This window comes from Kribbella voronezhensis (assembly GCF_004365175.1).
GTDB lineage: Bacteria > Actinomycetota > Actinomycetes > Propionibacteriales > Kribbellaceae > Kribbella > Kribbella voronezhensis.
In genome coordinates this window covers 1,501,564-1,526,850 of sequence record NZ_SOCE01000002.1, presented here as the reverse complement: position 1 = coordinate 1,526,850, position 25,287 = coordinate 1,501,564, and the positions used below count along the sequence as shown (strand labels likewise).

General features: G+C 68.0%; 25 protein-coding genes. 9 read left to right on the top strand and 16 right to left on the bottom strand.

All coding sequences use genetic code 11. The features are described 5' to 3' along the window. Position 1 precedes the first annotated feature (1 nt). Genes EV138_RS34275 through EV138_RS34265 form a run of 3 tightly spaced genes read right to left on the bottom strand, consistent with a single transcriptional unit; the run spans position 2 to position 3,506 of the window. On the bottom strand, positions 2-1,345 hold the full coding sequence (locus tag EV138_RS34275; RefSeq protein WP_133984289.1) for a 3-oxoacyl-ACP reductase: 1,344 nt from the start codon (positions 1,343-1,345) through the stop codon (positions 2-4). Next, entirely contained in the window at positions 1,342-2,628 is a 1,287-nt protein-coding gene (locus EV138_RS34270) for an acetyl-CoA C-acetyltransferase (protein ID WP_133984287.1), read from the bottom strand. Before EV138_RS34270 ends, EV138_RS34275 begins: the two co-directional genes overlap by 4 nt. Further along, positions 2,625-3,506, bottom strand: coding sequence for a TetR/AcrR family transcriptional regulator (locus EV138_RS34265; RefSeq protein ID WP_133984285.1), 882 nt, complete (start codon positions 3,504-3,506; stop codon positions 2,625-2,627). Before EV138_RS34265 ends, EV138_RS34270 begins: the two co-directional genes overlap by 4 nt. A 116-nt stretch (positions 3,507-3,622) precedes the next feature. Here EV138_RS34265 and EV138_RS34260 point away from each other — a divergent pair, with 116 nt between their 5' ends. Next, positions 3,623-4,939 (top strand): acyl-CoA dehydrogenase family protein, encoded by a 1,317-nt coding sequence (locus EV138_RS34260; RefSeq protein ID WP_238158555.1) that lies wholly within the window; start codon positions 3,623-3,625, stop codon positions 4,937-4,939. Between the two features lie 146 nt (positions 4,940-5,085). On the opposite strand, the gene EV138_RS34255 is transcribed toward EV138_RS34260, so the two are convergent. Continuing rightward, positions 5,086-5,511, bottom strand: a complete 426-nt coding sequence (locus EV138_RS34255) for a MarR family winged helix-turn-helix transcriptional regulator (protein ID WP_166678874.1) — start codon at positions 5,509-5,511, stop codon at positions 5,086-5,088. Between the two features lie 104 nt (positions 5,512-5,615). Here EV138_RS34255 and EV138_RS34250 point away from each other — a divergent pair, with 104 nt between their 5' ends. Then, the gene (locus EV138_RS34250) at positions 5,616-6,035 is read left to right on the top strand and encodes a GlcG/HbpS family heme-binding protein (protein WP_166678850.1); all 420 of its coding nucleotides are present in this window, start codon (positions 5,616-5,618) and stop codon (positions 6,033-6,035) included. Positions 6,036-6,112: 77 nt separating this feature from the next. Here EV138_RS34250 and EV138_RS37770 read toward each other — a convergent pair whose 3' ends face one another. The 6 genes from EV138_RS37770 to EV138_RS34220 form a co-directional block, all read right to left on the bottom strand. Further along, a complete protein-coding gene (locus tag EV138_RS37770) occupies positions 6,113-6,610 on the bottom strand; it encodes a hypothetical protein (protein WP_202867042.1) in 498 nt (165 codons plus the stop codon). Between the two features lie 29 nt (positions 6,611-6,639). Continuing rightward, positions 6,640-7,569, bottom strand: coding sequence for a DNA-3-methyladenine glycosylase family protein (locus EV138_RS34240; protein WP_133984279.1), 930 nt, complete (start codon positions 7,567-7,569; stop codon positions 6,640-6,642). Next, the gene (locus EV138_RS34235) at positions 7,566-8,015 is read right to left on the bottom strand and encodes a MarR family winged helix-turn-helix transcriptional regulator (RefSeq protein WP_133984277.1); all 450 of its coding nucleotides are present in this window, start codon (positions 8,013-8,015) and stop codon (positions 7,566-7,568) included. The genes EV138_RS34240 and EV138_RS34235 overlap by 4 nt, the downstream gene beginning before the upstream one ends. 8 nt (positions 8,016-8,023) lie before the next feature. Beyond that, on the bottom strand, positions 8,024-8,443 hold the full coding sequence (locus tag EV138_RS34230) for an SRPBCC family protein (protein ID WP_133984275.1): 420 nt from the start codon (positions 8,441-8,443) through the stop codon (positions 8,024-8,026). Positions 8,444-8,514: 71 nt separating this feature from the next. Then, positions 8,515-9,273, bottom strand: coding sequence for an ABC transporter permease (locus EV138_RS34225; RefSeq protein WP_133984273.1), 759 nt, complete (start codon positions 9,271-9,273; stop codon positions 8,515-8,517). Beyond that, positions 9,273-9,998: an ABC transporter ATP-binding protein gene (locus EV138_RS34220; RefSeq protein WP_133984271.1), complete on the bottom strand. Its 726-nt coding sequence runs from the start codon at positions 9,996-9,998 to the stop codon at positions 9,273-9,275. Before EV138_RS34220 ends, EV138_RS34225 begins: the two co-directional genes overlap by 1 nt. Positions 9,999-10,140: 142 nt before the next feature. On the opposite strand from EV138_RS34220, the gene EV138_RS34215 reads away from it, so the two are divergent. Then, positions 10,141-11,235, top strand: a complete 1,095-nt coding sequence (locus EV138_RS34215; protein WP_133984269.1) for a sensor histidine kinase — start codon at positions 10,141-10,143, stop codon at positions 11,233-11,235. Further along, complete coding sequence (locus EV138_RS34210) at positions 11,232-11,888, top strand: response regulator (protein WP_133984267.1); 657 nt, start codon at positions 11,232-11,234, stop codon at positions 11,886-11,888. The genes EV138_RS34215 and EV138_RS34210 overlap by 4 nt, the downstream gene beginning before the upstream one ends. 3 nt (positions 11,889-11,891) lie before the next feature. Here the strand turns inward: EV138_RS34210 and EV138_RS34205 are convergent, their stop codons facing one another. Further along, positions 11,892-12,584, bottom strand: a complete 693-nt coding sequence (locus tag EV138_RS34205) for a phosphatase PAP2 family protein (protein WP_133984265.1) — start codon at positions 12,582-12,584, stop codon at positions 11,892-11,894. Positions 12,585-12,675: 91 nt separating this feature from the next. Here EV138_RS34205 and EV138_RS34200 point away from each other — a divergent pair, with 91 nt between their 5' ends. From EV138_RS34200 to EV138_RS34190, 3 genes are all read left to right on the top strand, one after another. After that, positions 12,676-12,897 carry a hypothetical protein gene (locus EV138_RS34200; RefSeq protein WP_133984263.1) on the top strand — a complete coding sequence of 74 codons (222 nt, stop codon included), beginning with the start codon at positions 12,676-12,678 and terminating at the stop codon, positions 12,895-12,897. A 3-nt stretch (positions 12,898-12,900) separates the two neighbouring features. Continuing rightward, a complete protein-coding gene (locus tag EV138_RS34195) occupies positions 12,901-14,691 on the top strand; it encodes a hypothetical protein (protein ID WP_133984261.1) in 1,791 nt (596 codons plus the stop codon). A 172-nt stretch (positions 14,692-14,863) separates the two neighbouring features. Further along, complete coding sequence (locus EV138_RS34190) at positions 14,864-15,484, top strand: DedA family protein (protein WP_166678849.1); 621 nt, start codon at positions 14,864-14,866, stop codon at positions 15,482-15,484. A 79-nt stretch (positions 15,485-15,563) separates the two neighbouring features. On the opposite strand, the gene EV138_RS34185 is transcribed toward EV138_RS34190, so the two are convergent. Continuing rightward, positions 15,564-15,875, bottom strand: a complete 312-nt coding sequence (locus tag EV138_RS34185; RefSeq protein ID WP_133984257.1) for a hypothetical protein — start codon at positions 15,873-15,875, stop codon at positions 15,564-15,566. 34 nt (positions 15,876-15,909) lie between these two features. After that, the gene (locus tag EV138_RS34180) at positions 15,910-18,552 is read right to left on the bottom strand and encodes a CHAT domain-containing protein (protein WP_133984255.1); all 2,643 of its coding nucleotides are present in this window, start codon (positions 18,550-18,552) and stop codon (positions 15,910-15,912) included. Between the two features lie 119 nt (positions 18,553-18,671). Between EV138_RS34180 and EV138_RS34175 the strand changes: the two genes are divergently transcribed. Then, positions 18,672-19,268, top strand: a complete 597-nt coding sequence (locus EV138_RS34175) for a GNAT family N-acetyltransferase (RefSeq protein ID WP_133984253.1) — start codon at positions 18,672-18,674, stop codon at positions 19,266-19,268. Positions 19,269-19,287: 19 nt separating this feature from the next. Then, the gene (locus tag EV138_RS34170; RefSeq protein ID WP_133984251.1) at positions 19,288-19,764 is read left to right on the top strand and encodes an SRPBCC family protein; all 477 of its coding nucleotides are present in this window, start codon (positions 19,288-19,290) and stop codon (positions 19,762-19,764) included. 46 nt (positions 19,765-19,810) lie between these two features. Here EV138_RS34170 and EV138_RS34165 read toward each other — a convergent pair whose 3' ends face one another. From EV138_RS34165 to EV138_RS34155, 3 genes are all read right to left on the bottom strand, one after another. After that, entirely contained in the window at positions 19,811-21,364 is a 1,554-nt protein-coding gene (locus EV138_RS34165) for a phytoene desaturase family protein (protein ID WP_133984249.1), read from the bottom strand. 42 nt (positions 21,365-21,406) lie between these two features. Continuing rightward, the gene (qcrB, locus tag EV138_RS34160) at positions 21,407-23,047 is read right to left on the bottom strand and encodes a cytochrome bc1 complex cytochrome b subunit (RefSeq protein ID WP_133984246.1); all 1,641 of its coding nucleotides are present in this window, start codon (positions 23,045-23,047) and stop codon (positions 21,407-21,409) included. A 108-nt stretch (positions 23,048-23,155) separates the two neighbouring features. Further along, positions 23,156-25,135 (bottom strand): APC family permease, encoded by a 1,980-nt coding sequence (locus EV138_RS34155; protein WP_133984244.1) that lies wholly within the window; start codon positions 25,133-25,135, stop codon positions 23,156-23,158. Positions 25,136-25,287: the final 152 nt, after the last annotated feature.

Here is a 25,287-nt window from a genome sequence, read left to right as displayed (position 1 = left end):
CTCAGGCTCCGAGCAGACTCTGGCCGCAGACGCGGACCACGTTGCCGGTGACGCCGGCCGAGGCCGGATCGGCGAACCACGCGATCGTCTCGGCCACATCGATCGGCAGACCGCCTTGCTGCAGGGAGTTCAGCCGGCGACCGACCTCGCGGATCGCGAACGGGATCCTCGCGGTCATCTCGGTCTCGATGAAGCCGGGCGCGACGGCGTTGATCCGGATCTGCCGCTCGGCGAGCCGCGGCGCGAGGGTCTGCACCAGGCCGATCACGCCGGCCTTGGAGGTGGCGTAGTTGGTCTGCCCGTTGTTGCCCGCGATCCCGGCGATCGACGAGACCCCGATGACCGAACCACCGTCGTGCAGTGCGCCGGAGGAGACGAGGTGGTCGGTGATCCGCTCGGGTGCGCGGAGGTTCACGTCGAGCACGGCGTCCCACACGTCGGTGCGCATGTTCGCGAGCCGCTTGTCGCGGGTGATGCCCGCGTTGTGAACGACGATGTCCAGGCCGCCCTGCTCCTGGGCCTGCGCGGCGATCCGTTGTGGTGCGTCGATCGCGGTCACGTCGAGGAGCAGTTCGCTGCCGCCGATCGCGGACATCACGTGACGGAGGTCGTTCGCGTTCTGCGGTACGTCGACGCCGATCACCTTCGCGCCGTCGCGGGCCAGCGTCTCGGCGATCGCGGCACCGATGCCCCGGGCGGCCCCGGTCACCAGCGCGACCTTGCCGGCCAGTGGCGCGCTCGGGTCGTTGCCGACGAGCGGACCGGTGCCGACGCGGACGACCTGACCGCTCACGTACGCCGACTTGGGCGACAGGAAGAAACGCAGGGTCGAATCGAGTTGGTCGTGGGCGTCAGGTGCGACGTACACCAGGTTGACCGTGGCTCCGCGCTTCACCTCCTTGCCCAGCGACCGGGTGAAGCCTTCGATCGCACGCTGAGCGATCTGCTGCTCCGGGCTCGTGGCGAGCTCGGGTGTGCGGCCGACGACGATCACGCGCCCCGCCGTACCGAGTTGCCGGATGACGGGGGAGAAGAACCGCTGCAGACTCGTGAGCTCGGCGGTGGAGGAGATCCCGGTCGCGTCGAACACGAGTGCCTTCGGGCGCAATTCGCTCGACGCGACGCCTTCGGCCGCCGTACTGAAGGACGCCCCGATGTCGCGCAGCAGGGCCTGGATCGCCTTGCCTGTATCGGTTTCCGCGGAGGCGCCGAAGACGACCGGGCCGTCGATCACGGCCGAGCCGTCGGTCCAGCGCGGGAGTGGGGTCGGGTCCGGCAGGCCGAGGTTCTTCACCAGCGCCTTGCCGAGCGGCGTACGGGTGAAGGTCTGGTAGCGATCGGTCATCGGTTGTTCCCCTCCAGGATGGCGACCACGCCTTGACCGCCGGCGGCGCAGATCGAGATCAGTCCGCGCCCACCGCCGTTCTCGTGCAACTGCTTGGCCAGCGCGGCGACGATCCGGCCGCCGGTCGCGGCGAACGGGTGCCCGGCGGCCAGTGAGCTGCCGTTGACGTTGAGCTTGTCGCGGTCGATCTCGCCCAGCGGCGCGTCCAGGCCGAGGCGTTCCTTGCAGAAGATCGGGTCCTCCCAGGCCTTCAACGTGGCCAGCACCTGCGACGCGAACGCCTCGTGGATCTCGTAGTAGTCGAAGTCCTGCAGGGTCAGGCCGGCGCGCGCGAGCATCCGCGGTACGGCGTACGCGGGAGCCATCAGCAGCCCCTCGGCGCCCTTCACGTAGTCGACGGCGGCCGTCTGGGAGTGGGTCAGGTAGGCCAGCGGCGTGAGTCCTCGCTCGGCGGCCCACTCGTCGGTGGACAGCAGCACCGCCGACGCGCCGTCGGTCAGGGGAGTGGAGTTGCCCGCGGTCATCGTCGCGGTTTCGCCCTTGCCGTAAACGGTTTTGAGCTTCGCCAGCTTCTCCAGCGTGGTGTCGGGCCGGAGGTTCTGGTCCTTCTCGAGCCCGAGGTACGGCGTGATCAGGTCCTGCTGGAAACCGCGGTCGTACGACGCCGCGAGGTTGATGTGCGATCGATAGGCGAGCTCGTCCTGCGCCTCGCGGGTGATACCCCACTCGAGTGCGGTCAAGGCGGCGTGATCACCCATCGACTTGCCGGTGCGCGGCTCGGCATTGCGCGGAATCTCCGGTACGACGTCCTTCGGGCGGACCCGGGCGAGCACCTTGAGCCGGTCCTGGAACGACTTCGCGCGGTTCAGGTCGAGCAGGATGTTGCGGAGTTGGTCGTTGACGGCGATCGGCGCGTCGCTCGCGGTGTCGACACCACCGGCGATACCGGCGTCGATCTGGCCGAGCGCGATCTTGTTGCCCACCAGGATCGCCGCCTCGAGGCCGGTGCCGCAGGCCTGCTGGAGATCGTAGGCCGGGGTGGTGGGCGCGAGCTTGGAGCCGAGGACGACCTCGCGGACCATGTTCCAGTCGCGGGCGTGCTTGAGCACCGCGCCGGCGACTACCTCGCCGAGCTCCTGACCGCCCAGTCCGGTCCGGTCGACCAGGCCGTTGAGAGCGGCGGTGAGCATGTCGGAGTTGGAGGCGTGCCGGTAGGTCTTGTCCTGCCGGGCGAACGGAATCCGGTTGCCGGCGACAACGGCCACCTTGCGGGTCTCGGTCACGGTTTCTCTCCTGCTTTGCGTGAAGTGGAGCGCCGGGTGCTGGTCGAACGGGCGGAAGTCTTCGATGCCGCTTCAGCCCTGGTCGGGGGTGCTTCGGCGGGGGAGGGCTTCGCGGCGGAGGCTTTGGAGATGGCTGTCTTCGCGACCGACGACTTCGCGGGCGGTGCCTTTGCGGTCAAGGCGTCGAGGCCGACGGCGGTGGCGAGGGTGGCGGTGATCGCCGTCGTACGGACTGTTTCGATGTTTGCCTGGTGCACGACCGGGTGCACGACGCCCGCGTCGGGGGTCTCGCGCGACACGATCAGACCCATCCGCGCCATGTGCATCGCGCCGAGCGTCTGCGTGTAGAGATGGTTGGCCAGGTAGTCGGTGTCCGCCGCGGCGAAGGCGCCAACCCGTTGCCCAGCTTTCAGGATGACCGAGATGCGATCCAGGGCACTTGCCATCGCAGTACCGAGTTTCGTCATCACCGGCTCGGTGATCTCGCCGAACAGTTCCTCACCGGTCCGCCGGAGCAGGCTCATCGCGCAGTCGGCGAAGGCCGGATACTCCAGGCAGTAGTCGACGAACACCTCGCTGAGGGCACGCAAACGGTTGAGCGGCGCGCGCCTCGGAGCATCGACCTCGATGAGCCGTTTGTCGAGCTCGCCGAGATAGTCGACCAGGGTGAGCGCGAAAAGCTCCTCCTTGCCGGCGAAGTGCCGGTAGATCAGCGCCTTGTTGATGCCGACCCGCTTGGCGATGTCGTCGATCTGCGCGTCGATGGTGCCGCGCTCGTCGAACAGCTCGCGGGTGGCCTGGATGATCTCGCGCTCGCGGTCGCGCCGACGCTCCGCCGTGGTCCGGCGGCGCCCGATCGCCAGCAGCGCGGAGCTCATGCACCGATCTTAGTCACAGCGGTACCCCTCGGTGCAAACGATAGTTACACTCGTGGGTAACATCACTGCCCGTACTGCTCGTTCGACCACCCCTGCAAGCTGTCGGAGGAAAGCGCATGACCGAGTCTCCCGCACTGTCGGCCGATGTGATGGCCCTGGCCGGCGAGCTCGCCGCCGAGCGGTCCAAGCCGGGCTGGAGCACCTTCTCCCTCGCCCTGAACGACGAGCAGAAGGAGATCCAGGCCTGGGCGCACGACTTCGCCGCCTCGGTGATCCGCCCGGCCGCGTCGGAGTGGGACGAGCGCGAGAGCACGCCCTGGCCGGTGATCCAGGAAGCCGCGAAGATCGGCCTGTACGGGCTCGACGCCAACGTCAACCTCTTCATCGACCCGTCCGGCCTGCTGATGCCGCTCGTCCACGAGGAGCTGTTCTGGGGCGACGCCGGCATCGGCATGTCCCTGATGGGCACCGGTCTGGCCAGCTCGGCGATCTTCTCCAACGGCACTCCCGAGCAGTGGAGCCAGTGGCTTCCCCGCTGCTACGGCACGCCGGACGACGTGGTGGTGGCCGCCTTCTGCTCCTCCGAGCCGGGCGCCGGCTCCGACGTCTCGGCGATCCGCACGCGGGCGACGTACGACGAGAAGACCGACGAGTGGGTGATCAACGGCCAGAAGGCGTGGGCCACGAACGGCGGCATCGCCGACATCCACGTCGTCGTCGCCACGGTCGATCCTTCGCTGGGGACCAAGGGGCAGGCGGCTTTCGTCGTACCGCGTACCGAGGTGACCGGACTCGAGCAGGGGACCAAGCTGCGGAAGCACGGTCTGCGGGCTTCGCACACGGCGGACGTCTTCTTCGACAACGTCCGGATTCCGGCGGCGAATGTCCTTGGCGGCAAGGAGAAACTGGACGCCCGACTCGCTGCCGCCCGTGCACCGAAGGACGGCAACCGCGCGCGCAATGCCTCGATGGCGACCTTCGAGATGACCCGGCACCTGGTCGGCGCCCAGGCGATCGGGATCGCGCGAGCGGCGTACGAGGTCGCGTTGGACTACGCCAAGGGCCGCGAGCAGTTCGGCCGCCCGATCATCGACAACCAGGGGATCGCCTTCAAACTCGCCGACATGGCACTGGAGATCGACGCCGCGCGCCTGCTGGTCTGGCGGGCCGCCAACATGTCGGCCGCCCTGATGCGCGGCGAGACCCCCGACTACCGCAACGGCGAAGGCTCGATGGCGAAACTCAAGGCCGGCGAGGTCGCCGTCAAGGTCACCGAAGAAGCCATCCAAATCCTCGGCGGCAACGGCTACACCCGCGAGTACCCGGTCGAACGCATGCACCGAGACGCCAAGATCTACACCATCTTCGAAGGCACCTCAGAAATCCAGCGGTTGGTCATCTCGCGCGCAATCTCCGGGATGCGCATCAGGTAATTCCCCCACGCACCTCCTGCATCCGTGCTCCCGCCCGCCCCGGTCCGCCGCTCCTTCGTCGCGGCTCGTGGTGACTCGGCGCCGCGGCCGGGTGCGGGGTGATCCCACGCACCTCCTGCGTCCGCGCTCCCGAGTGGAGGCGAGGGCTAGCCGAGGGTGCGGGTGAGTAGGGCGGTGAGGGTGTCGCGCTCGGTGGCCGACAGGGCGTCCAAGATGTCGTCTTGAACTGCGGTGACTTTTGTATCCAGGTCTTCGAGCCGTCGTCGCCCGGCGGGGGTCAGGGTGATCAGGTTGCGGCGGCGGTCGGCGGGGTCTGGGGTGCGCGCGACGTGGCCTTGTTCTGCCAGCTCATTGAGCATCGTGTGCATGTCACTCTGGTCGATTCCGCATCGTTGGCCGATCTGGACCTGGCTGTCCGGGCCGAACTCGTCCAGCGCGGCGAGGATCGCGAAGTGGTAGGCGTGCCCACCGGCAGCGTCCATCGTTTCCTTGATGAGTCGATGCGCCCGAGCGGAAGCCCTGTTGATCAGCCAGCTGGGTTTGCGGCGCAGACGGGCCGGTGCTTCTTTCATCTCCACGCACGGAGTTTAAGCCAATCCCTTGGATCATCCCACGAAGTGGAGATACTCTTGGTGAGACCAAGATTGGTCGACCCAAGAGAATGGAAGTAGGAACGATGTTGCTCACTTTGGACGAAGCTCGGGCCGTCAGCGATCGCGTGCGCGAGCACGCTGCGGCCGTCGGCGCGACGGTCACGATCGCAATCGTCGACAGCGGCGGGCACCTACAAGTTCTGGACCGCATGGACGGCGCGTCTCCCATGTCGGCCCGTGTCGCCCCGGCGAAAGCATCCAGCGTTGCGCTGTTTCGTCGCGACGACAGTGACCTGATCGGCCTCCAGCAGGCATACCCGGCGGTGTTCGCGCAGATAGTTGACGTCGCGGGAACACCCATCGTGGCCGGCAGGGCCGCTCGACTGATCCGGCGCGGCGATGTCGTCGTCGGTGCGATCGCGATCGCCGGTGGGACGCTCGCACAGGATGACGAGTGCGCCGATGTCGCCGTCGGCTCCCTGTCGCCCTCCGCGTCAGCGTAGGTCTGTCCACCGGGTCGGATCCTCCATCTAAAGGTGCCGCCGTGACCTCGGCGGAATGCTCGCGTGACGGAGGCGCTCTACCTGTTCCAAAGGTTGTGCGATCGTAGTTGGGCGACGACACGTGACTCGAGATACAGCGCATCGTCCTTGTCGGCGCACACCGCCCAGGACGCCTCGAGGTTGAGCCTCAGCACGGCGTCGTGAGCCCATTCCTTCGCCCGTCTGGGCCCCGACGTCCGCAGTCGTTCCAGCTGCTCTCCGACCCAGTCCGGATCCGCAAGCGCTCGGTCCAGCGCAGCTTCACCGAATCCGGACACGGCACCCTTCCCCGACCAGTACACCGCGAGTCGTCCGCGCAGACCTTGCGGACGACCGCTGCCGGCGCGCTCACCGGCCATTCCGGCGTACCGGATGTGGCCGGCCGGTTCGCGCAGCAGGTAGACGCCAGGCTCTCGCGGCGCAGCCTGTCGGGCGTCGTCGAAGGGCAGCCACGGCGACCACTCCGCCAGATCTGCGATCTCCTGGTAGGCGGCCCTTGCGGCCGCGTCGTACAGGGTCGCCGGTACCCAGCCCATCCGTTCATCCTGCCAGACCCCCACCGCCCTCAGGTGCGAGCAGGCGGTGAAGGCGCGAAGGAGGGCGAGAGCACGCGGGGACCGGCGGCGCGGATGAGGACGGTGGTCCAGGTTCGCCAGGGACGCCAGGGGGCGGCGATGGTTTCCAGTTCTGCCTCGGTGGGGTCGTGGGGGAGTTGGTAGAGGTCGCGGACGAGAGCTCGTAAGCGGGGTTCGTTGGTGGCCAGGGCGTCGGTGCGGCCGGTGGCGCGGATGATGATGAGCGTTGCGTAGAAGGGGCCGATGCCCTTGATGCGTTGCGCCTCGGCCATCGCTGTCTCGGTGTCGAGGGCCCGTAGTCGCTCCACGTCGAGCAAGCCGTCCAGAGCGGCCTGGGCGACGCCATGTATGCGGGACAGCCGGTCGGCGTCGATGCCAGGGAAGGCCTCGACCGCCAGCAGTTGCGAGGGTGTCGGCAAGGCGGCCAGCCGTTGCCCGGCGAGGTCGAAGGTCGCGCCGTGGGCTTCGCTCAGCGCGGCTCGCACGGTCGCCATCTGCATACCTGGGCGGCGCGCGCTGAGTACCGACCAGACGGTCGCTTCGTACGGCGAGTAGAACAGCGGCGGACGGAGGCCAGGAGCAGCCGCCTGCAAGGCACCGATCACCGGATCGCGCCGCCCCACGTCGGCGAAGCTGCGCGAGTCCTGATCGAGAGACAGGACCCGGGCGACCTGACGTTCGATGGCTTCCAGGTCGCCCGAGCCGTGCACCACTGCCTCTACGCCGGTGTCGTCCTGCCGCAGTTCGACACCTACCTGGCCGCTGTAGTCGTCCAGGCAGAAGGCCAGCCGCATCACGCCGTCGTACGGTGCTTCGCCGGCGTCCATTCGCTGGCCGAAGCCGAACAGCGCCGACTCCGTCAACGAGAAGTCACCGACCGGAACGATCGTGAAGCTGCGGGTCGAGCCGACGTCACTCATGACTGCTCCTCGGTCTGCTGGGCGCGAAGTCGCCGCAACGACTTGGTGAAGGCCTTCGCCTCCGCTCCGGAGAGCGGTTCGAACAAGGCCGCATCCACGGCCTCCACGGCCTCGACGGCCTTCGGTGCCAGGGCGGCGCCCGCTTTGGTGACCAAGAGCCGCCGGGCCCGGCTGTCCGCCGAATCGATCTGGCGGGTGATCAGGCCCTTGCTCTCCAGGGTCCGGATGACTTGCGATGCCATCTTCACGTCGATGCCGGCGAAAGCGGACACCGCGGCCTGGCTCGGTTGCTCGTCGTGCTGATTGAGCCACCACGTGCTCGCCAGGAGGACGAACTGGACATGGGTGAGCCCGAGCGGTTTCAGCGTGGTGGTGACCGCACGCTGCCAGCGCAGGGTGACGTGCCACAACAGGAAACCCGAGCTTTCCTCCGGCTGCTTGACCATCGCCGGCCCTAGAGTGCCCGTGCGGCAGCGACGAGGGCGGCGATGACGTCCGGGAAGTCAGCCGAGATCGCGGTCCCGACCTCGTCGCCGATGTTGTCCGCGGCCGGTCCGCTGACCTCGATCCGGAAGGTCACCGTCGTCCCGCCACCGGGCACCGGGTCGAGCTGATGCGCCACGCGAATCACCAGGTCGCCCAGCTCGGTGACGTCCGTGATCAGCCGCTTCTCGTCCAGCTCGACGATGGTGCTGCTCACGGCATCCTCACCCGCCGGCTTCATCTGGAAGGTCGCGCCCACGGCAACGGGGCCGTCCACAGTGATCGATTCGATGCCCTCGTTCCATGCTCCCCAGCCGTTGACGTCGCGCAGCAGCTCCCACAGCGCCTCAGGGGCGGCGTCGGTGGTCTGGGTGTACTCGGTCGTCCACATCATTTACTCCATACGTAGATTGTCTGTGCGAAGACTATCGCAGGTGGGAGTGACGGCTGGCAAGCCCTCAATCAGGCGTCGCGACGGTTGATCAAGAGCAGCGCGAGGACCAGCGGGACCAGCGCGTAGAGAACACAGATCAGCAGGCCCGTCGTCGGAGAGGGAGCGCCGTCCGTGGGTGGGCGGGTGGCGATCAGAGCGTTGCCGGCGGACCAGAGGTTCCAGTTCGACGGCCAGGCGATCCAGCCTTTCAAGTTCGCGGCGACGAGCGGGGCCACGAAGACCAGACCGAAGATCGCGCTCACCGCTCCCGCTGTATGGCGGATGATCGCGCCGAGACCGAGACCCAGCAGAGTCAGTGCGGTCAGGTAGACACCTGCTCCGGCCACTGCCCGGAGCGCCGCGTGATCGCTGAGAGAAACGTCGAGGTGAATGCTTCGCAGGCCCAGCTGAGCAACGACAAAGGTCACGAGCGACAGCACTTCGCCGAAGACGAGCGCAACCGCACCGAGTACCAAAGCCTTACCGAGAAGGACTCGTCGACGCCGCGGAGTCACCGCGAAGGTGGTACGGATCTGTCCCGTCGTGTACTCCGAACTGATCGCGAGGACCCCGATCACGCCGAAGGCCAGCTGGGCGAACGCGAGCCCGTCGAAGCTCAGGTTGACCGGATCGAACGCGGCCTTGTCGACGGCCGACCAGCTCGGGTAGTCCTTGGCGCGGCCGGTCGCGGAGAACAGGCCACCCAGTACTGCGACCGCGAAGGCCGCCGCCAGGGTCAAGGGTGTCGAGCGGATGGAGCGGAGCTTGGTCCATTCGGAGCGCAGCATCAGTTCGTCCTTTCCGTGCGGTACTGCGTGGCGCCGTCGGTCAGCTCCAGATAGGCGTCTTCCAGCGACCGTCCGCCCGCGGTGAACTCCGACAACGGCGTGTCGGCGATCAGCCGGCCCCGGCCGATCACGATGAGATGGTCGGCCACCAACTGCAGCTCGCTCATCAGGTGGCTGGAGACGAACACGGTCCGTCCTTCGTCCGCCAACTGACGGAGTAGCCGGCGAATCCAGCGCACCCCTTCGGGGTCCAGGCCGTTGACTGGCTCGTCGAGCAACAGCACGGCCGGATCACCCAGCAGGGCGGCGGCAATACCGAGGCGTTGCCGCATGCCCAGCGAGTAACCACCGACACGGCGACTGCCTGCCTCGCCGAGTCCAGTCAGCTCCAGTACTGCGTCAACTCGCTTGCTGTCGATCCCGGCTGCTTGGGCGATGCAGAGAAGGTGGTTGCGGGCAGTGCGGCCCGGGTGAGCCGCGTTGGCGTCCAGGAGGGCTCCTACCCGGAGTACAGGCTGCTGGAGTTCGTCGTACGGTGTGCTGTCGATGAGTGCATGCCCGCTGTCCGGACGGTCGAGGCCGAGGAGGATGCGGAACGTGGTCGATTTGCCGGCGCCGTTCGGTCCGATGAAGGCGGTGACCTGGCCGGCCTGGACGGTGAAGCTGAGGCCGTCGACGGCTTGGTTGGCGCGGTAGCGCTTGCTGAGTTCGTGGACTTCGATCATGGAGCCACGATCTCCGCGTCGGCGTCGGCCGGGCATTGCCCCAAAGGGAGAGATTTGCGTCCACCTGGGGGCTGAGCTGGCTCTCTGGATGTATGCCTGAGGGGTGATGACCGGGGCGGATCTGAGCCTTACTGTCCTGGCTATGGAGACTCGGACGCGGCTACGGACTGGGCAAGTGCTTGTCCTGGACGGCGGACTGGCGGCGGCGTACGGCGGTGCGGCCTGGGTGCTGTTCACGCACAAGAGTCCGCAGCCGGTCGTGGCCTTGCTGGGGACCGCCCTGTCAGCTGCGGCGATCGTGCTGATCAGGCGGCGTCCAGTGTGGGCTTTCCTGAGTGCGCTGGTGCCGCTCCTGCTAGCGCCGATCGATACGTCGCTGGGCTTCGTTGCCTTGGTCCCCCTCTGCTACGCGCTGTTTCGGGTGGCCGGAGGAGGCGCACGGCGACCTGCCTTGGCGATGCTCGTGACAGCTCAGCTGGGCGCTGTGGCAACGGGCTTGCCCAGCTTCGACCGGGTTGGTGCCGTCGTACCGTTCGCCACGATGTTCACCGCGGCATGGGTGACGGGGTATGTCGTGGGCCAGCAGCGCCGGGGCGACAGTGAACTGGTGCTGCAGCAGGAGCGAATGCGGATCGCACGCGAGCTCCACGACATCGTCGCTCACAGCATGAGCGTGATCACCGTGCAGGCGGGATACGGCCACCTGGTGATCGACGAGCAGCCGGCCGAGGCGCGCGCCGCACTCGCGGCGATCGAGGCCGCAGGTCGGCAGACGCTCGCCGACCTGCGTCAACTGCTCGGCGCACTGCGGTCGGAGCAGGACGATCCGGCGGCGCTGGGTCCCGCGCCGGGCCTGGGCATGTTGGATCAGTTGATCGAGCACACGGGCCGGGCTGGGGTACAGGTCCGGTTGACCGTGACGGGGCAGCCAGTTGACCTGCCGGCCGGGGTGGACCTTTCGGCGTACCGGATCCTTCAGGAAGCGCTCACGAATGTCGTCAAACATGCGGCGATCGGGACAGCCGACGCGCTCCTGGACTACCGGCCGACGGAGCTGGCCATCAGGATCACCGACCATGGCTCGGGCTGCCCGGACGACGGAGGCGCGATCGGGCACGGACTGATCGGCATCCGCGAACGCGTCGCCCTGTACGGCGGATCGCTGCGGGCCGGTCCCTTGCCCGGCCGCGGCTTCGAGGTGTCGGCCCGGTTGCCTCTGATCGGCCGCGCGGCATGACAGTGCGGGTTCTGATCGCCGAGGACCAGGCGCTTGTCCGGGCCGGCCTCAAGGGCATCGTCGGTACGGCGGCCGACCTGCAGGTTGTGGGGGAGGCGTCGACCGGTTCGGCCGCGGTCGAGTTGGCCACCAGTACCCGGCCGGACGTGATCCTGATGGATATCCGGATGCCCGGGATGGACGGCCTGGAGGCGACCCGGATCATCACGGCGTCATCAGCGGCGCGCGTGCTGGTGCTGACGACCTTCGACCTGGACGAGTACGTGTACGCCGCGTTGCGCGGCGGGGCGAGCGGGTTCTTGCTCAAGGACACGCCACCGGCGGAGTTGCTCGCCGCGATCCGGGTGATCGCCGCAGGGGAAGCGCTGCTCGGGCCGTCGATCACGCGCCGGCTGATCGACGAGTTCGCGGCGCTGCCGCAGGAGCGAGACCTCCGGCCGGCCGTCGCTCTGCCGGCGATCACCGAACGGGAGCGGGAGGTGCTGCTCCTGGTGGCGGAAGGGCTGGCGAACGCGGAGATCGCGCGCCGGCTCCATATCGAGCCTGGCACGGTCAAGACGCATGTCGCTCACCTGCTGACGAAGCTCGACGCGCGCGACCGCGTGCAGTTGGTGATCCTCGCCTTCCGCAGCGGCCTGGTCCGCGCCGGCTGAAGATCAGCCCGTTGAAGGGGCCGCCGGCAACCACTTCAGGAGCCGGGCGGCAGTACCGACGATCGCGAGCCAGGTGAGGGCGATCGTCCAGCCGGCCAGTACGTCGGTCGCCCAGTGGTAGCCGAGATAGAGCCTGCTCAGACCGATCCCGATGCTCAGCAACGCAGCGGCGATCGCCACCACCACTCTGGGGGTCGCGAAAGGCGAACGGACCCAGAGAAGTGCCGCCAGCAGGCCGAGGAAGACCGTTGAGTTCAGCGTGTGACCGGACGGGAAGGCGAACCCGGTGTCGACTGCGCCCAGTACGTAAGTGATGCCAGGTCGTTGACGCTCCACCACGGCCTTGAGTCCGAAAGTGAGCGCCGCCGAGCCGGCCATGGTGAACAGCAGCAGCGCGGCCGGGCGCCAGGACCTGGTCCAGCGATAGGCGAGTGCCGCAGCCGCCAGGGTCAAGACGACGAGGACCGGAACGTCGCCGATGAAGGTCAGCGCCCGTGCCAACGCGGTCAGCGGAGCGGTCCTGATGCCGACGACGTCCCTGGTGACCTGCGGATCGAACGCTGCGAGCCCGTCGGCCTCGGTGGCGCTGTCGGCCAGCGCGATCGTGCCGAGCGCGCCAATGGCTGTGACCGCCGCGCCGATCAGCGGTACGGCGTACCCGGTCCGGAGCTCGTCCTTCAGCATCGGCACGTTCATACGACCAGTGTGGTCCGCGCCCGCTGAGGATCCGCTGAGGACCCTGTGACGTCTACACTCCTCGGACCGAATCGGAGCTGAGGTGACGAAGATGCCGTTTGCGGACGAGCAGGAGCGGTACGACGCTGTGCGCGTCGCCACCGTCGGCAAGATGAGGTCGGGGCGGCCGGATCTCGCCGGGCTGGCCGGTGAGGTGCTGGTGCGGAAGTTGACCGAGGAGGCGCTGGCCGAGTTCTACGACGACCAGATCGCGGCGAACTACGCGTGGGACTTCGTCGAGCGTGAGGTTCGCCGGGCGATCGACGAGGCGTGAGCCGTGGTGACCGACCCCGGCGTACTGCGTGCTCAGGGCAACAATGCGGCCGGTCCCGACGAAGCGGTGATCGCGGAGATCCTTTCCCGGCACCGGACGGTGCCGGAGCGGCTCCGGGCCCTGGAGGAAAGCGGCGCGCCCGAGTTGGTGTACGGGCTGCGAGCGCGGACCGATGAGGAAGCCGAGATCACGGTCGTCGCGAGCTATCTGCAGGCGAAGAAGCGCGCCTGGCGGGCGGAGCTCGCGAGCCGGGACGCGGGGAACCCTCCGGTGCGGGACGCTTGGGAAGCCTTCCAGCAGGAGATGGACGAGGTGACGCCGGGAGTCGAGCGCAACCAGCCGGTGTGGTTCCTGCAGTCGAACGGCTACGCGGTCACCGGCACCAACCGGGACGAGCTGAACGCACTCGGCGCCGCGAGGGAGCGGCCTGCCCGCGACGATCCGCAGCAGCAGCTCGGTATCACCTATCAGCGCGACACGATGTACGCGATGCTGCCCGACGGCGCTATCTCCCGGCACGTGGGCAGTTTCGACGCCGCCACCTCGGCAGCCGAGATCGGTGCCTGGGGCAACGGTGTCGTCCGGGTGCAGTCTCGGGCCGACGAGCTGCGGCTGCGCATCGCCGGCGTAGTCGATGACGGCGCCGGAAACGTGACGCTGCGGGGGACTGTGCTGGAGGGTCCGGTCAGCAATCGTGGGTTCGCCGTCGGCTCGGCGCTCGACCTCCACAAGGACCGGTCGACCGGTGCACTGACGATCCGTGCTCCCGGGTCGCGACGCGATCACCTCGCCGGCGGAGCATGGGCCGCGAGGCTGGAGACCTTCGCGTATCACCAGGGGCTCACCCGGGTGAACGAGGGCGTCGGCATGCACCTGCCGGGCGCCGGCGCGCCCGAGAAACGCAATCGGGGTCCGAGTCTGCCGGTCGACGACGCGTTGTTCGAGCAGATCCGCGAGCGCTACACCAATCCGGAGGCGCCCGAGCGCGGATACGGCCAGACCCTGGGACCGACCCGGACCCGGCTCAATTTCGGCGAGGCCGGGTGGGACGTCGACGTACAGCCGTACCGCAGGCTCGGTGGCGATGCCATGTTCACCGAAGCCGAGCACCCCGCTCCCGCGCCGTACGACGGTACGCTGCCGCCTCCGAGTTCGGTCGATGTCAGCGACACCAACTGGTACTACAACCTGACGAACGCGATGCCCGGCCGGTTCGTCGGCGGCCGATCGAGCAGTGCGGCCCTCTACCTGTCGGCCGCGACCATGTTGCTGCACGAAGACCGGCTCTCTCTCGATGACTGCTCGGACCTGATGGCCTTCACCATCGCCGACATGGTGGTGAGTGGTGAACACAGCCTGCCGGAGTGCATGACCAGCGTCGTGATGGCAGCCGGAAGTTCGCAACCCTGGCAGGACACCCCGCTCAACCTCGCCCAGAACACCCCGCCACTGACCGCGTGGCTGCATCTGGTGAGTCCGACGATCAGGGACGAGATGCGGACCGATGCCCGGGCGACGCTGCAGCAACTACTGGCGAACCCGACGCCCGACCCGAAGCTGGTCAAGGGCCTGACCCTGCTGCTCAAGACGACCGGCGATTTCGAGCAGTCGCAATCGGCGCAGAGCATCGAACTCACGCACGCCATGAGAGCCGGTCTGAACCCGACACCCGCCTCAGCACAGGGTGTCCTGGCTCGAACTGCCCCGGCTCCTAGTGGCACCGCCGGCGTCGCTGAACAGCAGTTTCGCCACCGACCTGCCGATGTCACCCAGGGACCTCTACGAGACCTCTAGATCCGATGGCCCGGGGTGGCGACTACTGGTCCGTGGCGGTGCGGTGACCATGCGAACAGGACCAACGCCGGTACTGCGTGGGACGTCCGTCCCTGCCCGGCCGGCTGCTCGGCGACGACCCTGGAAGGGAGACAGGAGGCGGCGCTGTGTACCGGTCAACCGCTCATGGCAGATGAACACGATCTTCGACTGGCTGGCAGGACTTCCTGCGTGGCTGGTCATCACCGTGGTCGTGCTGTTGCCCGCGCTCGAGGCATCGACCTTCCTCGGCCTGGTGGTGCCCGGCGAGACAGCTGTCATCGTGGGTGGCGTGGTCGCCCACGCCGGCGGTCTCCCGCTGTGGGCGGTGATGGTGGCAGCCGGAATCGGCGCGATCGCGGGGGACCAGGTCGGATTCCTGGTCGGCCGGCGGTTCGGTGCGAGCCTGTTGGGCCGGCTTCCGCGCAGGCTCCGTCGGCCCGAGCACATCGAGCGTGCCCTCGCGTTGATCGCCCGTAGGGGCGCGTTCGCGGTGGTGCTCGGTCGTTGGACGGCCGCCTTCCGGGCCCTGGTTCCAGGCATCGCGGGGATGAGCCGGATGCGCCGAATGACGTTCACCGTAGCCAATGTCATCGGGGGCGCCGTGTGGGCTGTCCTGGTTGCCGGCGGAGGCTATCTGGCGGGCGCGTCTTACCGCGTTCTCGAACAGAGTCTCGGACTCGTCAGCGGGTTACTGCTCGCGGCCTTCGTGGCTGCCATCGTCAGCACGGTCGTCGTCTATCGCCGTCGGCACCGCCGTCTGGCTGGACGTTGACACGGCAGGCGGCTGTCCACGCCGGCCCAGCATCAGCAGGTCGAGTCGTCGTCCGGCGAGCCGCACGACGGATCCGCGTCTAGGACGTGGAGTCCTCCAACAACTCGCGGAGGGTCTCCGGGGTGGCTTCGGACATGTTGAGTTCCAGTCGGTTCAGGTTCTTGATGACGATCGTGGGTGCCGGCGTGTCCGGTTTGCTGAGGCGCTTCTTGAGGTCGAGAAGCGCGTTGACGAGCGCCACCGCGGACGCCGCGATCGTGAGGATGGTGACCACTTCGCGGGTCTGGTCCCAGCGTTGCGGTTCGACCTCCGCCAGCGCTTGCTCGATCGCCCGGACGGTCGCCTCGTCCGTCGTGTCGATCTCGATCTCCAACGTCACCTCGTCAGCCATCGCCCAGCCACCTTCCAGTTCGTTGTGTCATCGGTCAGATCACGCCGTAGTACCCGAACGCGGCCCAGTCCTCGGCCCGGCAGCCGTCTTCGCGCAGTTGCCGGCACGCGGCCCGGAGGCTCACATCAGGGCTGTCCACGGTCGTGCGCAGCAGTCGGTGGAAGATCGCCATCAGGACGGCCGCCGCCCGGTCGTCCACCGGCCAGCGGCTGCCGACGATCGCGCGGGCGCCACAGCGGAACAGGCTGCCGGCCAGGCCGTCGAAGGAGTTCGTCCGGTGGTCGGCCGTCACCACCGACGAGCAGGCGGACAGGATGACCAGGGGACGCCCGGCCAACCGGGTCCTCAGCAGCAGGTCACGCGCGGACACGGACCGGGCTGAGTTGTACCGGTCGGCAGTGAAGTGGAGTGCGGAATCCAGTGGGCTGGTTTCGGCGAACGTCCCGTGACAGACGGCGTGGACGATGTCGAACGGCTCGGCCAGCGCGCGCAGTACGGACTCCTTCGAGCATTCCGGACCTGGTACGACGGTGAGCTGGTCGCCCCAGATCTCTTGCAGGCTTGCCAGTTCCGCGTTCTGGGCAGGGATGTCCTCGCCGTCGTACCCGAGCGCGAGGACCCGGGCAGAGCGCAGATCCCGGTCACCTGGACGCGCGACCTGGACGAGGTCGGCGCCGAAGCGGACCGATGGCAGATAGGTGAAGCCCAACGAGGGCCCGGTTCCGGAGATCGAGGCGAGTGCCTCGACCGGGAGCCTGGCCAGTTTGCCGGGAAGGCTGAGGATGACTCGTTCGGCGCCGGATTCCTCGAGCAGCCCGGCGAGTGGTTCGAGCAGCAGTTGCGCGGCCGACGTACCGGCCGATCGCAGCAGGCGATCCCGGAACGGGCCAGGGTCGAAGTATCGCTGCTCGTTGAGTCTCGCCAGGTCGGCGGCGGGCACGCGCCACAGGTGCCGCTTGTTCTCCCACTCGTCAGGGCCTGACAGGTAGCAGAGCAGCGCACCGGCCACCGGATCACCGAGGTCGAACTTGCTGACGAACAGCGACAGGAAAGCGGTCGGTACGTCGGCATGAGCGCTCAGGAGCGCCTTCATCGGTGGGCCGATCGGGTTCTGCTCGAAGTCGGCCTCCAGATCCCGGTGCGACACTCGCTCGAGCAGCGACGGGAACTCGCTGTCCTTCAGCGCTGCCGGCCACAGATCCTCCAGCCGGCGCGCCTCGATCTCGTCCAGCTGCGCCGCGCGGTCCGCGGCCGGCATGGAGTACAGGCGGATCGCCGAGCCGCGGGCGAGCTCGACCGCCGACAACGCCTCGTCGTTCCAGCCGAAGTCGGCGTACAGAGTGGCCAGCAACTCGAAGACCTCGACGAACTGTTCGGCCTGATAGACGAGTTGCCGTTCGTCGGAGAACGCCGAGAACTGTTGCCTGGCCAGTGCCGCGGCCTCCTGCAGCTGGTTCAGTGCGGCGACCCGGTCGTGGGCGTACCAGAGGATCAGTTGTGCGAGGTGGAACGACGACCGCCAGCGGGTCCGGTAGGCGGCGTCGCTGCCGCCGGTGCTGAGCACCTTGTGCAGATCGTCGGCCGCCTGCTGGATCAGTTCGTCGCCCGGCTCGGTGAGCGTCATGATGGTGTGGGCCCGGGACTCGGCGACGCCGTAGGCCAGGTGCTGCCCGACCCAGGGATCCGACAGGGCGGCATCGAAGTAGGGCAGCGCTGATCTGCGCTGCTCGTCATCGGAATCGCCGACCCGGAGCAGGTCGCCGATCACGAAGCGGACTCGAGCGAGGTGCGCCCCCAACTGCTCCGGAGCCTGGGGGAGATACCCGGCAAGGACCTGCTCCGCGTCCTGCGCGAGCTCGATCGCGCCCTTGCGCAGACCCGGGCGCTCGGCAAGCCTTTCCAGATAGGCCTCCGGCCATCGCACGAGCAGGCTGTAAGCACCCATCGCGTAACTGTGCTGCGCGATCGCCTGGTTCAGGTCGTCGGGTGCGAGGGAGATCAGTTCGCCGAACAGTTTGAGGCCGAGCAGGCCGATCTCCAGCTCTCCGGTCGCGCGCAGATAGTCCTGGCAGAGGTTCGCGGCGACCTGTGTGATCAGATACCGTCCCTCGTCGTCGTAGTGGCTGGTCATCTTGAGGCGCAGGGCGAGTTTGATCAGCAGGAACCGGTAGCGATGGGGATCGGGCAGCAGGTCGGCCGCCTGGGCCTCGGTCATCAGCCGCTGGGCGTCGGTTCCGCCTGAGCGGCCCCAGACGTAGGGGCCGTCGTCGCGCAGGATGTAGACCGGTGTTCCCGCCTCCCCGAACTCTGCCGGGAAAGGCGGATCGACCGACTCCTCGCGAGGCGTGAGGCGCATCGACGAGCAGACCGGACACGGGATGCGAGCCAGGTCGGGCTCGATGTCCAGCCAGGACGACGAGTTGCAGTCCCGGCACTCTGCCCGGACCCGGAGTCGATGCGGGGCGACGACCAGCCCCTGCTCCCCGCCGCATTGCTCACACCGTCGGCGCAGCGTTTCGTGGACGGCGCCGGCCGTGTAGTTGCCGACGAGTTGGACGCGGTGCTCCCAGCCGCAGTCGGTGCAGACGCCATAGATCTGCCCGTCGGCCGACAGCATCTCGAACAAATCCGGTGCCATCAGCTGCGGTGGCAGCCAGGACTGATAGATGCTGCGCATTGCTCCCCCTCGGCGCACGCTCGAACACCCCACCTCATTCTGCGCTCCGCCCAAGGATCCGGCGAGCCCCTGAGGTGCAGGCGGTTCCTTGCGGGACAGATCGGCGGAAGCGTGATGACATGGTGGTCATGGGTGGCGCAGGGGAGACGGAGCTCTCTGTTCGGCTGTTGACGGACGAGACCTGGCCGGCGTTCGCGCGGCTGGTGGAGGCGAACAACGGCGTCTGGGGCGGGTGCTGGTGTATGGGCTTTCACGTGAAGCTCGGCAAGGGGCGTACGGCGGCCGAGAACCGCAGCGAGAAGGAACAGCGCGTGCACGAGGGGCGCACGCACAACGCGCTCGTGTTCGCCGGCGACGACTGCCTGGGCTGGTGTCAGTTCGGCAGCCCGGAGGAGGTGCCGGAGGTGAAGAGCCGCCGGCTGTACGAGAAGGGCCTGGTCGCTCTGCCGGACTGGCGGATCACCTGTTTCTTCACCGGTAAGGGACTGCGCGGCCGTGGGGTGGCGGATGCTGCTCTCGGGGGAGCGCTGGCCGAGATCGCGCGCCTGGGCGGCGGTACGGTCGAGGGCTATCCAGAGGAGACCGACGACCGCAAGGTGTCGGGATCGTTCCTGCACACCGGACCGATGGCCGCTTTCGAGAAGCACGGGTTCACCCGGACGCGCCCGATCTCCCCGCACCGCTGGGTCGTGACCCGCACCGTCGAGCCGGATTGACGGTGGGTACAGGGCGCCCATGAGCGAAAACGAATGGGTGGTACGGGCTACACCGGCGGACGTGTTCGCAGTACTGGCCGACGGTTGGGGGTACGCCGCGTGGGTGGTCGGTGCGGCGCGGATCCGGTCTGTCGACAAGGGCTTCCCGCAGCCCGGGACCAGCATTCATCACTCGGTCGGGTCATGGCCGCTGTTGCTGAACGACGTGACCACCGTGGAGGAGTACGAGCCGAACGAGCGGCTGGTGATCAAGGTGCGGGTCTGGCCGGCCGGTGCCGGGCGGGTCGAGTTCACCACCAGCCCGCGGCCCGAGGGGTGCGTGGTGACGATGCGCGAGCACCCGGTCGAAGGCCCGGCGAACATCATCCCGGACCGGTTGTACGACCCGATCCTGCACTGGCGCAACACCGAGACGCTCCGGCGGCTCGCCTACCTCGCGGAGTCCCGGGCGGGACTGCACCAGACCCACCCCGGCGAAGACGGCTCGATGATGTAATTCGGCCGGCCAACCACGTCCGGCAATGAGGACGCCACCCCGGGCCTCAGCGAGCGTGGAGGAGCGCGGCCCGAGCGGCGTTCGAGCCGCAAGCACCGTGCACACCGCCGCCAGGGTGGGCCGAGGCAGAGGCTAGATAGAGCGACTTGATCACGGTCTCCGCGCGACCCAGCCCCGGCATCGGCCGCAGGACCAGTTCCTGCCGGAGTCTCGAGGTTCCACCGTTCACCGCGCCGCCGACCAGGTTGGCATCGCGTCGCTCGAGTTCGGGCGGCGTCAGGACGCGGCGCGCTGTGATGTGGTCGGTGAAGCCGGGAGCGTAGCGCTCGATCCGCGCCTCGATGCGTTCGGCGATCCGTTCGGTGTCAGCCCCGTCCCACTGGCCGCGGATGGTTCCACCGGCATCAGCGCGGACCTGTTGCGGTACGTGCGTGTAGGCCCAGACCGACTCGGTGCCGACGGGGGAGCGGGTCGGGTCGGCAGTCGTCATCTGCCCCATCAGCAGGAACGGATTGTCGGGGATCGCTCCAGCAGCGATCTGCGCAGCGCACCGTCGCAGATCGTCGACCGAGTCGGCGACGTGGACAGTGCCCGGCGCCAGGTCCGGCTTGTCGCGCCACGGAATCGGCGCGTCCAGGGCCCAGTCGACCTTGACGGTCCCGGGATCCCACTGGAAGAACCTGAGCCGTTCTCTCGTCCGCCGCGGCAGCTCTTCCGGCGGGATGAGCGCGCCGTACAAAGCCGGTGCCGACACATCCGCGAGTACGGCGCGCTTCGCGGCGTACTCCGTGCCGTCGGCCGTCCGTACCGCGATCGCCCGGCCGTCGCGGACGACGATGCGATCCGCCCTGGCGTCGCAGACGATCGAGCCGCCTCGGGCGGTGAAGCGGTCGGCCAGCGCCTGGCTCAGCCGGCCCGCGCCACCCCGAGGTACCGGATAGCCGTACTGCTGCGCGATCATCACCAGCAGCCAGCCCATCAGCCCAGAGCCCCAGCCGGTCGGAGGAATGTCGGCGTGCTGCGAATTGGTTGCCAGCAGCAACTTGGCCGCGTCGCCACGGAAGCGGCTGTCGACCACCGACCGAACAGGTGCCACAAGCAGCTGCAGGCGCTTCAGAGCTCTGTCACCAAGGAGGTGGCGCACCAGGTCGACACCGGCGCGCACCGGCGGGAACGGAGTCAGTAGCGCCTGGATGATGGCGGGGCCGACCCGCTCCCAGTCGGCGTACAGCTCCATCCATGCCTGCCCGTCGCCAGGAGTCATCGCATCGAGCGCGGCAGCCGTGTCCGCCGGGTCGGGATGCACGAGTGCCCAGCCGCCGTCGCTCAGCGGGTTGCCGACGGGCGCCGGCGGATTGGACCACTCCAGTCCGTAGCTCCCGAGGTCGAGCGCCCGGATCGTGGGGGAGACCGCGGCCAGCGGGTAGAACGAGCTGAAGGTGTCGTGCACATACGAGTCCGCCACCTCCCGCGAGCTCCGCACGGCACCGCCGATGGCGTCGTTGGCCTCGAGGAGCACGACGTCCCAGCCGGCGTCGACCAGCTGGTTCGCCGCGACGAGTCCGTTCGGGCCGGCACCGATGACGACTGCGTCGGCCATTGCCGTCTGCCCTCCGCTTTGCTGTCGGAGTCGGCATGCGGGTCACGCCGACGAGTCAGGACCTCCAGTACCCGGGCCCAATCGGCCGGCCGGTTCACTGTGCCGGCTTGCGGTCTCGAGCTCGGTGCTGGTGGGCTTCTGGATGTCGTCCGAGTAGTAGAAGGACGAGAGCCAGGCCCGGATCCGCTCCCGCCGGCGACGCGGCGCAGGTATGCCGTTGCTGTCGGTGGCCGGCGCGGGCTCGATCGGCGTACGACGTTCTCGGGCGGTGAGCGTGTAGGCCTCGTACTTCGAGATCGGCGCGTGCCTCTCGACGTACTCACCGCTCGGCAGGCGGACGATCACGCCGGTCTCCAGACCGTGCAGCAGCCGCTCGCGGTCGGCGCGTTGCAGTGAGATCGCGATCCGGCGCGTGATCCAGAACGCGATCACCGGACCGGCGATGATCAACACCCGGCAGACCCAGGTGATCGCGTTGATCGACAAGTGGAAGTTGGTCGCGACCAGGTCGTTGCCGCTGTTCAGCCACAGCACGCCGTAGAAGGTGATGACCGCGACGCCGATCCCGGTCCGGGTCGGAACGTCGCGCGGCCGGTCGAGCAGATGATGCTCCCGCTTGTCACCCGTGACGAACTGCTCGAGGAACGGGTACAACGCGACGAACCCGATGAACAGTGGCGGCATCAGCAACGCCGGTACGACGACGTTCCAGCTGATCGTGACGCCCAGGAAGTGGGACTCGACACCGGGCATGAGCCGAACGGCGCCGTCGAGCCAGGCCATGTACCAGTCGGGCTGCGATCCGGCGGTGACCTCGGCCGGGTTGTACGGACCGTAGAGCCACACCGGGTTGATCTGCAGCAGAGCGCCCATCATGGCCAGCACGCCGAAGACGACGAAGAAGAAACCGCCCGCCTTGGCGATGTACACCGGCATCAGCGGGTAGCCGACCACGTTCTTCTCGGTCCGCCCAGGCCCGGGGAACTGGGTGTGTTTGTGGTAGATCACCAGGATCAGATGGACCGTGATCAGCCCGAGCAGGATCCCCGGGATCAGCAGGACGTGCACGGTGTAGAAGCGCGAGACGAACTCGTCACCGGGGAACTCGCCGCCGAAGATGAAGAACGACAGATAGGTGCCGACGACGGGTGCGGCCAGGACCAGCCCTTCGGTGATCCGCAGCCCGGTGCCGGAGAGCAGGTCGTCGGGCAGGCCGTAGCCGATGAAACCCTCGATGATGCCGAGGAACAGCATCACGATTCCGATCAGCCAGTTGAGTTCGCGCGGCTTGCGGAACGCGCCGGTGAAGAAGATCCGCAACAGGTGAACGCTCATCGCCGCGACGAACAACACGGCCGCCCAGTGGTGGATCTGCCGCATCAGCAGGCCGCCGCGGATGTCGAACGAGATCCGCAGCGTGGACTCGTACGCCTCGGACATGTGCAGCCCTTTGAGCAGGCTGTAGGAGCCCTGGTACTCGACCTCGCCCATCGACGGCTTGAACCACAAAGTGAGGAAGACCCCGGTCAGGATCAGGATGACGAAGCTGTAGAGCGCGATCTCGCCGAGCATGAACGACCAGTGATCCGGAAAGACCTTGCGCAGGTTCTTCCGGCCGAGCTTCGCGATCCCCACCCGGTCGTCGGCCCATTGCACTGCGGCGGGGAGTTGCCGATCGGCCATCGTGGTCACCCTCGTTCGGCTGTCGCTGACCTCTCCATTCAGGCACGGCGCGGCCGGGTGAGTAAAATTTGCATAAGTTTGGGGAGGACCACCGGCCCTCCCCGAAGCTCAGCCGACGTGGATCCCCGGCCGCTGGGCGGGATCCGACTCGTGCTGGCGGATGATCTCCCGTACGACGGGGGCCGTGTCGCCGCGACCCAGGATCAGATAGCGCAGCAGGTGGTGGAGCGGATTCCCCTCCGACCACTCGAAGTGACAGTGCGGCAGGACGCCGGTGGTGTCGCGCAAGGCGAGCAGGATCGCCGCGATCGCGTTGGGCACCGCGGGGCTGTCGGCCCGTAGTACGCGATGCCCGTCGATCTCGACGCCGTGCACCCGGAGGACGTCGGAGAAGGTGGACGGGTCGACGACGTCGATCTCGAGGAACAGGATGTCCGTCCGCCGCGGTACCGGGTCCGTCGCGCGGACGTCGGCCTCCTTCGCGGCGTACTCCGCCGCGTCGCCGGCCTGTCGCTGGTTGGCGATCAGGTTGAGGATGCCGTCGGCGCGGATCGAGTCGGTCAGGAAGCGGCGCGCGGCGTCGTCGAACTCGATCCGGTCAGCCCGCAGTTCCGTCGTCCGGGAGACCCGGGAGATCAGCGAGACGACGATGATGCCGGCGATGAAGAGACCGGAGATCGCGATGCCGTCCGGCTTCTCGCGAATGTTCTCGACCAGCGCGTAGAGCAGGACGAGCGTGAGCACGCTGAACGCGATCGTCTGGCGCCGCTGCCGCCGACGTCCGGCAGAGACGGTGACGGCGACGGCACCGGACACCATCATCACCAGGATCCCGGTGGCGTAGGCGCCCGCCTGGGCGTCGACATCGGCACCGAAGGCGATCGTGATGGCAATACTGATAGCGGTGTAGACCAGCACCACCGGGCGCACCGCGCGCCCCCACTCGGGCGCCATCCCGTACGCCGGAAGGTAGCGCGGGACGATGTTGATCAGGCCTGCCATCGCCGATGCGCCGGCGAACCACAGGATCAGAACGCTGCTGAGGTCGTAGACGGTGCCGAAGCCTTCGCCGAGCTTCTCGTGCGCCAGGTACGCCAGCGCGCGACCGCTCGCGGCACCGCCCGGCTCGAACTCCTTCGCGGGGATGAGCACGGTGGTGATGAAGCTGGTCGCGAGCAGATAGACACTCATGATCAGGGCCGCGACCGTCAGCAGCTTCCTGGTGTTGCGGACCCGGCTGGCCAGCCGCTCCTCGGCGTCCTCGCCGTCGGCGGCGACCAGCGGCATCATGCTGACGCCGGTCTCGAAGCCGGAAAGGCCCAGCACGAGAAGAGGAAACGCCACGACGGCCGGACCGATGACACCACCGAAGCCGTTCCGGCCCTCGGTGAGGGCGTCGACCCAGTGTGAGAACGCGCCGCCGGTGGTGACGACGTCGTACAGGCCGACGACCACGATCGCGGCGTTGAGGACCAGGAAGATGCCCACGAGGGGGATCGCGACGCCGACCGCTTCGCTGAAGCCGAGCAGGAACACGCCGCCGAGGACCAACAGCAACACGACGGTCACCGCGACCTCCTGGCCCTGCAGGAAACCGGGGCTGTAGGGGTTCTCGATCAGGTGCACGGTCGCGTCGGCCGAGGACAGCGTGATGGTGATGATCCAGGAGGTCGCGACGAACCCGAGCAGCACGAGGACGAAGATCTTGCCCCGCCAGAACGGCAGCAGGTTCTCCAGCATCGCGATCGACCCCTGGCCGTGCGGGCTCTCCTTGGCGACCCGGCGGTACATCGGCAGCATCCCGAGCAGGGTCAGCGCGACGATCAGCAGGGTTGCCAGCGGTGACAGTGCGCCGGCGGCGAGTGCGGCGATACCGGGCAGGTAGGACAGGGTCGAGAAGTAGTCGACGCCGGTCAGGCACATCACCTTCCACCACGCCTGCGGCGCAGCGTGGTCCTCACCGGCCTCCGGCCCCACCGGCTGGACGCGGTGACGGAGCAACCATCCGGCGACGCCCCGCGGGGTCGCCGAGTCCTTGCCGGGTCCGTCGATCGTGGCGGGCACAACGAGTTCATCAGACTTTGTCACCGACAAAGGATGCACGAGCCCCCGGTCCACACCGGACACCGCCCGCCTCCCCGATCGTCAGCCGGCCCGGTGGCCCGGTTCACAGCGGGCGACCTCACAAAAGATCGGGCTGCCTCGTCGGGTAGGCATTCAGCATCGTGTGGAAGGAATGT

What these genes read in the sequence shown, in the direction of transcription:
- EV138_RS34275 (WP_133984289.1), bottom strand. Translation starts at nt 1,345, where the DNA reads ATGACCGATCGCTACCAGACCTTCACCCGTACGCCGCTCGGCAAGGCG.
- EV138_RS34265 (WP_133984285.1), bottom strand. Translation starts at nt 3,506, where the DNA reads ATGAGCTCCGCGCTGCTGGCGATCGGGCGCCGCCGGACCACGGCGGAG.
- EV138_RS34260 (WP_238158555.1), top strand. Translation starts at nt 3,623, where the DNA reads ATGACCGAGTCTCCCGCACTGTCGGCCGATGTGATGGCCCTGGCCGGC.
- EV138_RS34255 (WP_166678874.1), bottom strand. Translation starts at nt 5,511, where the DNA reads ATGAAAGAAGCACCGGCCCGTCTGCGCCGCAAACCCAGCTGGCTGATC.
- EV138_RS34250 (WP_166678850.1), top strand. Translation starts at nt 5,616, where the DNA reads ATGTTGCTCACTTTGGACGAAGCTCGGGCCGTCAGCGATCGCGTGCGC.
- EV138_RS37770 (WP_202867042.1), bottom strand. Translation starts at nt 6,610, where the DNA reads ATGGGCTGGGTACCGGCGACCCTGTACGACGCGGCCGCAAGGGCCGCC.
- EV138_RS34240 (WP_133984279.1), bottom strand. Translation starts at nt 7,569, where the DNA reads ATGAGTGACGTCGGCTCGACCCGCAGCTTCACGATCGTTCCGGTCGGT.
- EV138_RS34235 (WP_133984277.1), bottom strand. Translation starts at nt 8,015, where the DNA reads ATGGTCAAGCAGCCGGAGGAAAGCTCGGGTTTCCTGTTGTGGCACGTC.
- EV138_RS34230 (WP_133984275.1), bottom strand. Translation starts at nt 8,443, where the DNA reads ATGTGGACGACCGAGTACACCCAGACCACCGACGCCGCCCCTGAGGCG.
- EV138_RS34225 (WP_133984273.1), bottom strand. Translation starts at nt 9,273, where the DNA reads ATGCTGCGCTCCGAATGGACCAAGCTCCGCTCCATCCGCTCGACACCC.
- EV138_RS34220 (WP_133984271.1), bottom strand. Translation starts at nt 9,998, where the DNA reads ATGATCGAAGTCCACGAACTCAGCAAGCGCTACCGCGCCAACCAAGCC.
- EV138_RS34215 (WP_133984269.1), top strand. Translation starts at nt 10,141, where the DNA reads ATGGAGACTCGGACGCGGCTACGGACTGGGCAAGTGCTTGTCCTGGAC.
- EV138_RS34210 (WP_133984267.1), top strand. Translation starts at nt 11,232, where the DNA reads ATGACAGTGCGGGTTCTGATCGCCGAGGACCAGGCGCTTGTCCGGGCC.
- EV138_RS34205 (WP_133984265.1), bottom strand. Translation starts at nt 12,584, where the DNA reads ATGAACGTGCCGATGCTGAAGGACGAGCTCCGGACCGGGTACGCCGTA.
- EV138_RS34200 (WP_133984263.1), top strand. Translation starts at nt 12,676, where the DNA reads ATGCCGTTTGCGGACGAGCAGGAGCGGTACGACGCTGTGCGCGTCGCC.
- EV138_RS34190 (WP_166678849.1), top strand. Translation starts at nt 14,864, where the DNA reads ATGAACACGATCTTCGACTGGCTGGCAGGACTTCCTGCGTGGCTGGTC.
- EV138_RS34185 (WP_133984257.1), bottom strand. Translation starts at nt 15,875, where the DNA reads ATGGCTGACGAGGTGACGTTGGAGATCGAGATCGACACGACGGACGAG.
- EV138_RS34180 (WP_133984255.1), bottom strand. Translation starts at nt 18,552, where the DNA reads ATGCGCAGCATCTATCAGTCCTGGCTGCCACCGCAGCTGATGGCACCG.
- EV138_RS34175 (WP_133984253.1), top strand. Translation starts at nt 18,672, where the DNA reads ATGGTGGTCATGGGTGGCGCAGGGGAGACGGAGCTCTCTGTTCGGCTG.
- EV138_RS34170 (WP_133984251.1), top strand. Translation starts at nt 19,288, where the DNA reads ATGAGCGAAAACGAATGGGTGGTACGGGCTACACCGGCGGACGTGTTC.
- EV138_RS34165 (WP_133984249.1), bottom strand. Translation starts at nt 21,364, where the DNA reads ATGGCCGACGCAGTCGTCATCGGTGCCGGCCCGAACGGACTCGTCGCG.
- qcrB (WP_133984246.1), bottom strand. Translation starts at nt 23,047, where the DNA reads ATGGCCGATCGGCAACTCCCCGCCGCAGTGCAATGGGCCGACGACCGG.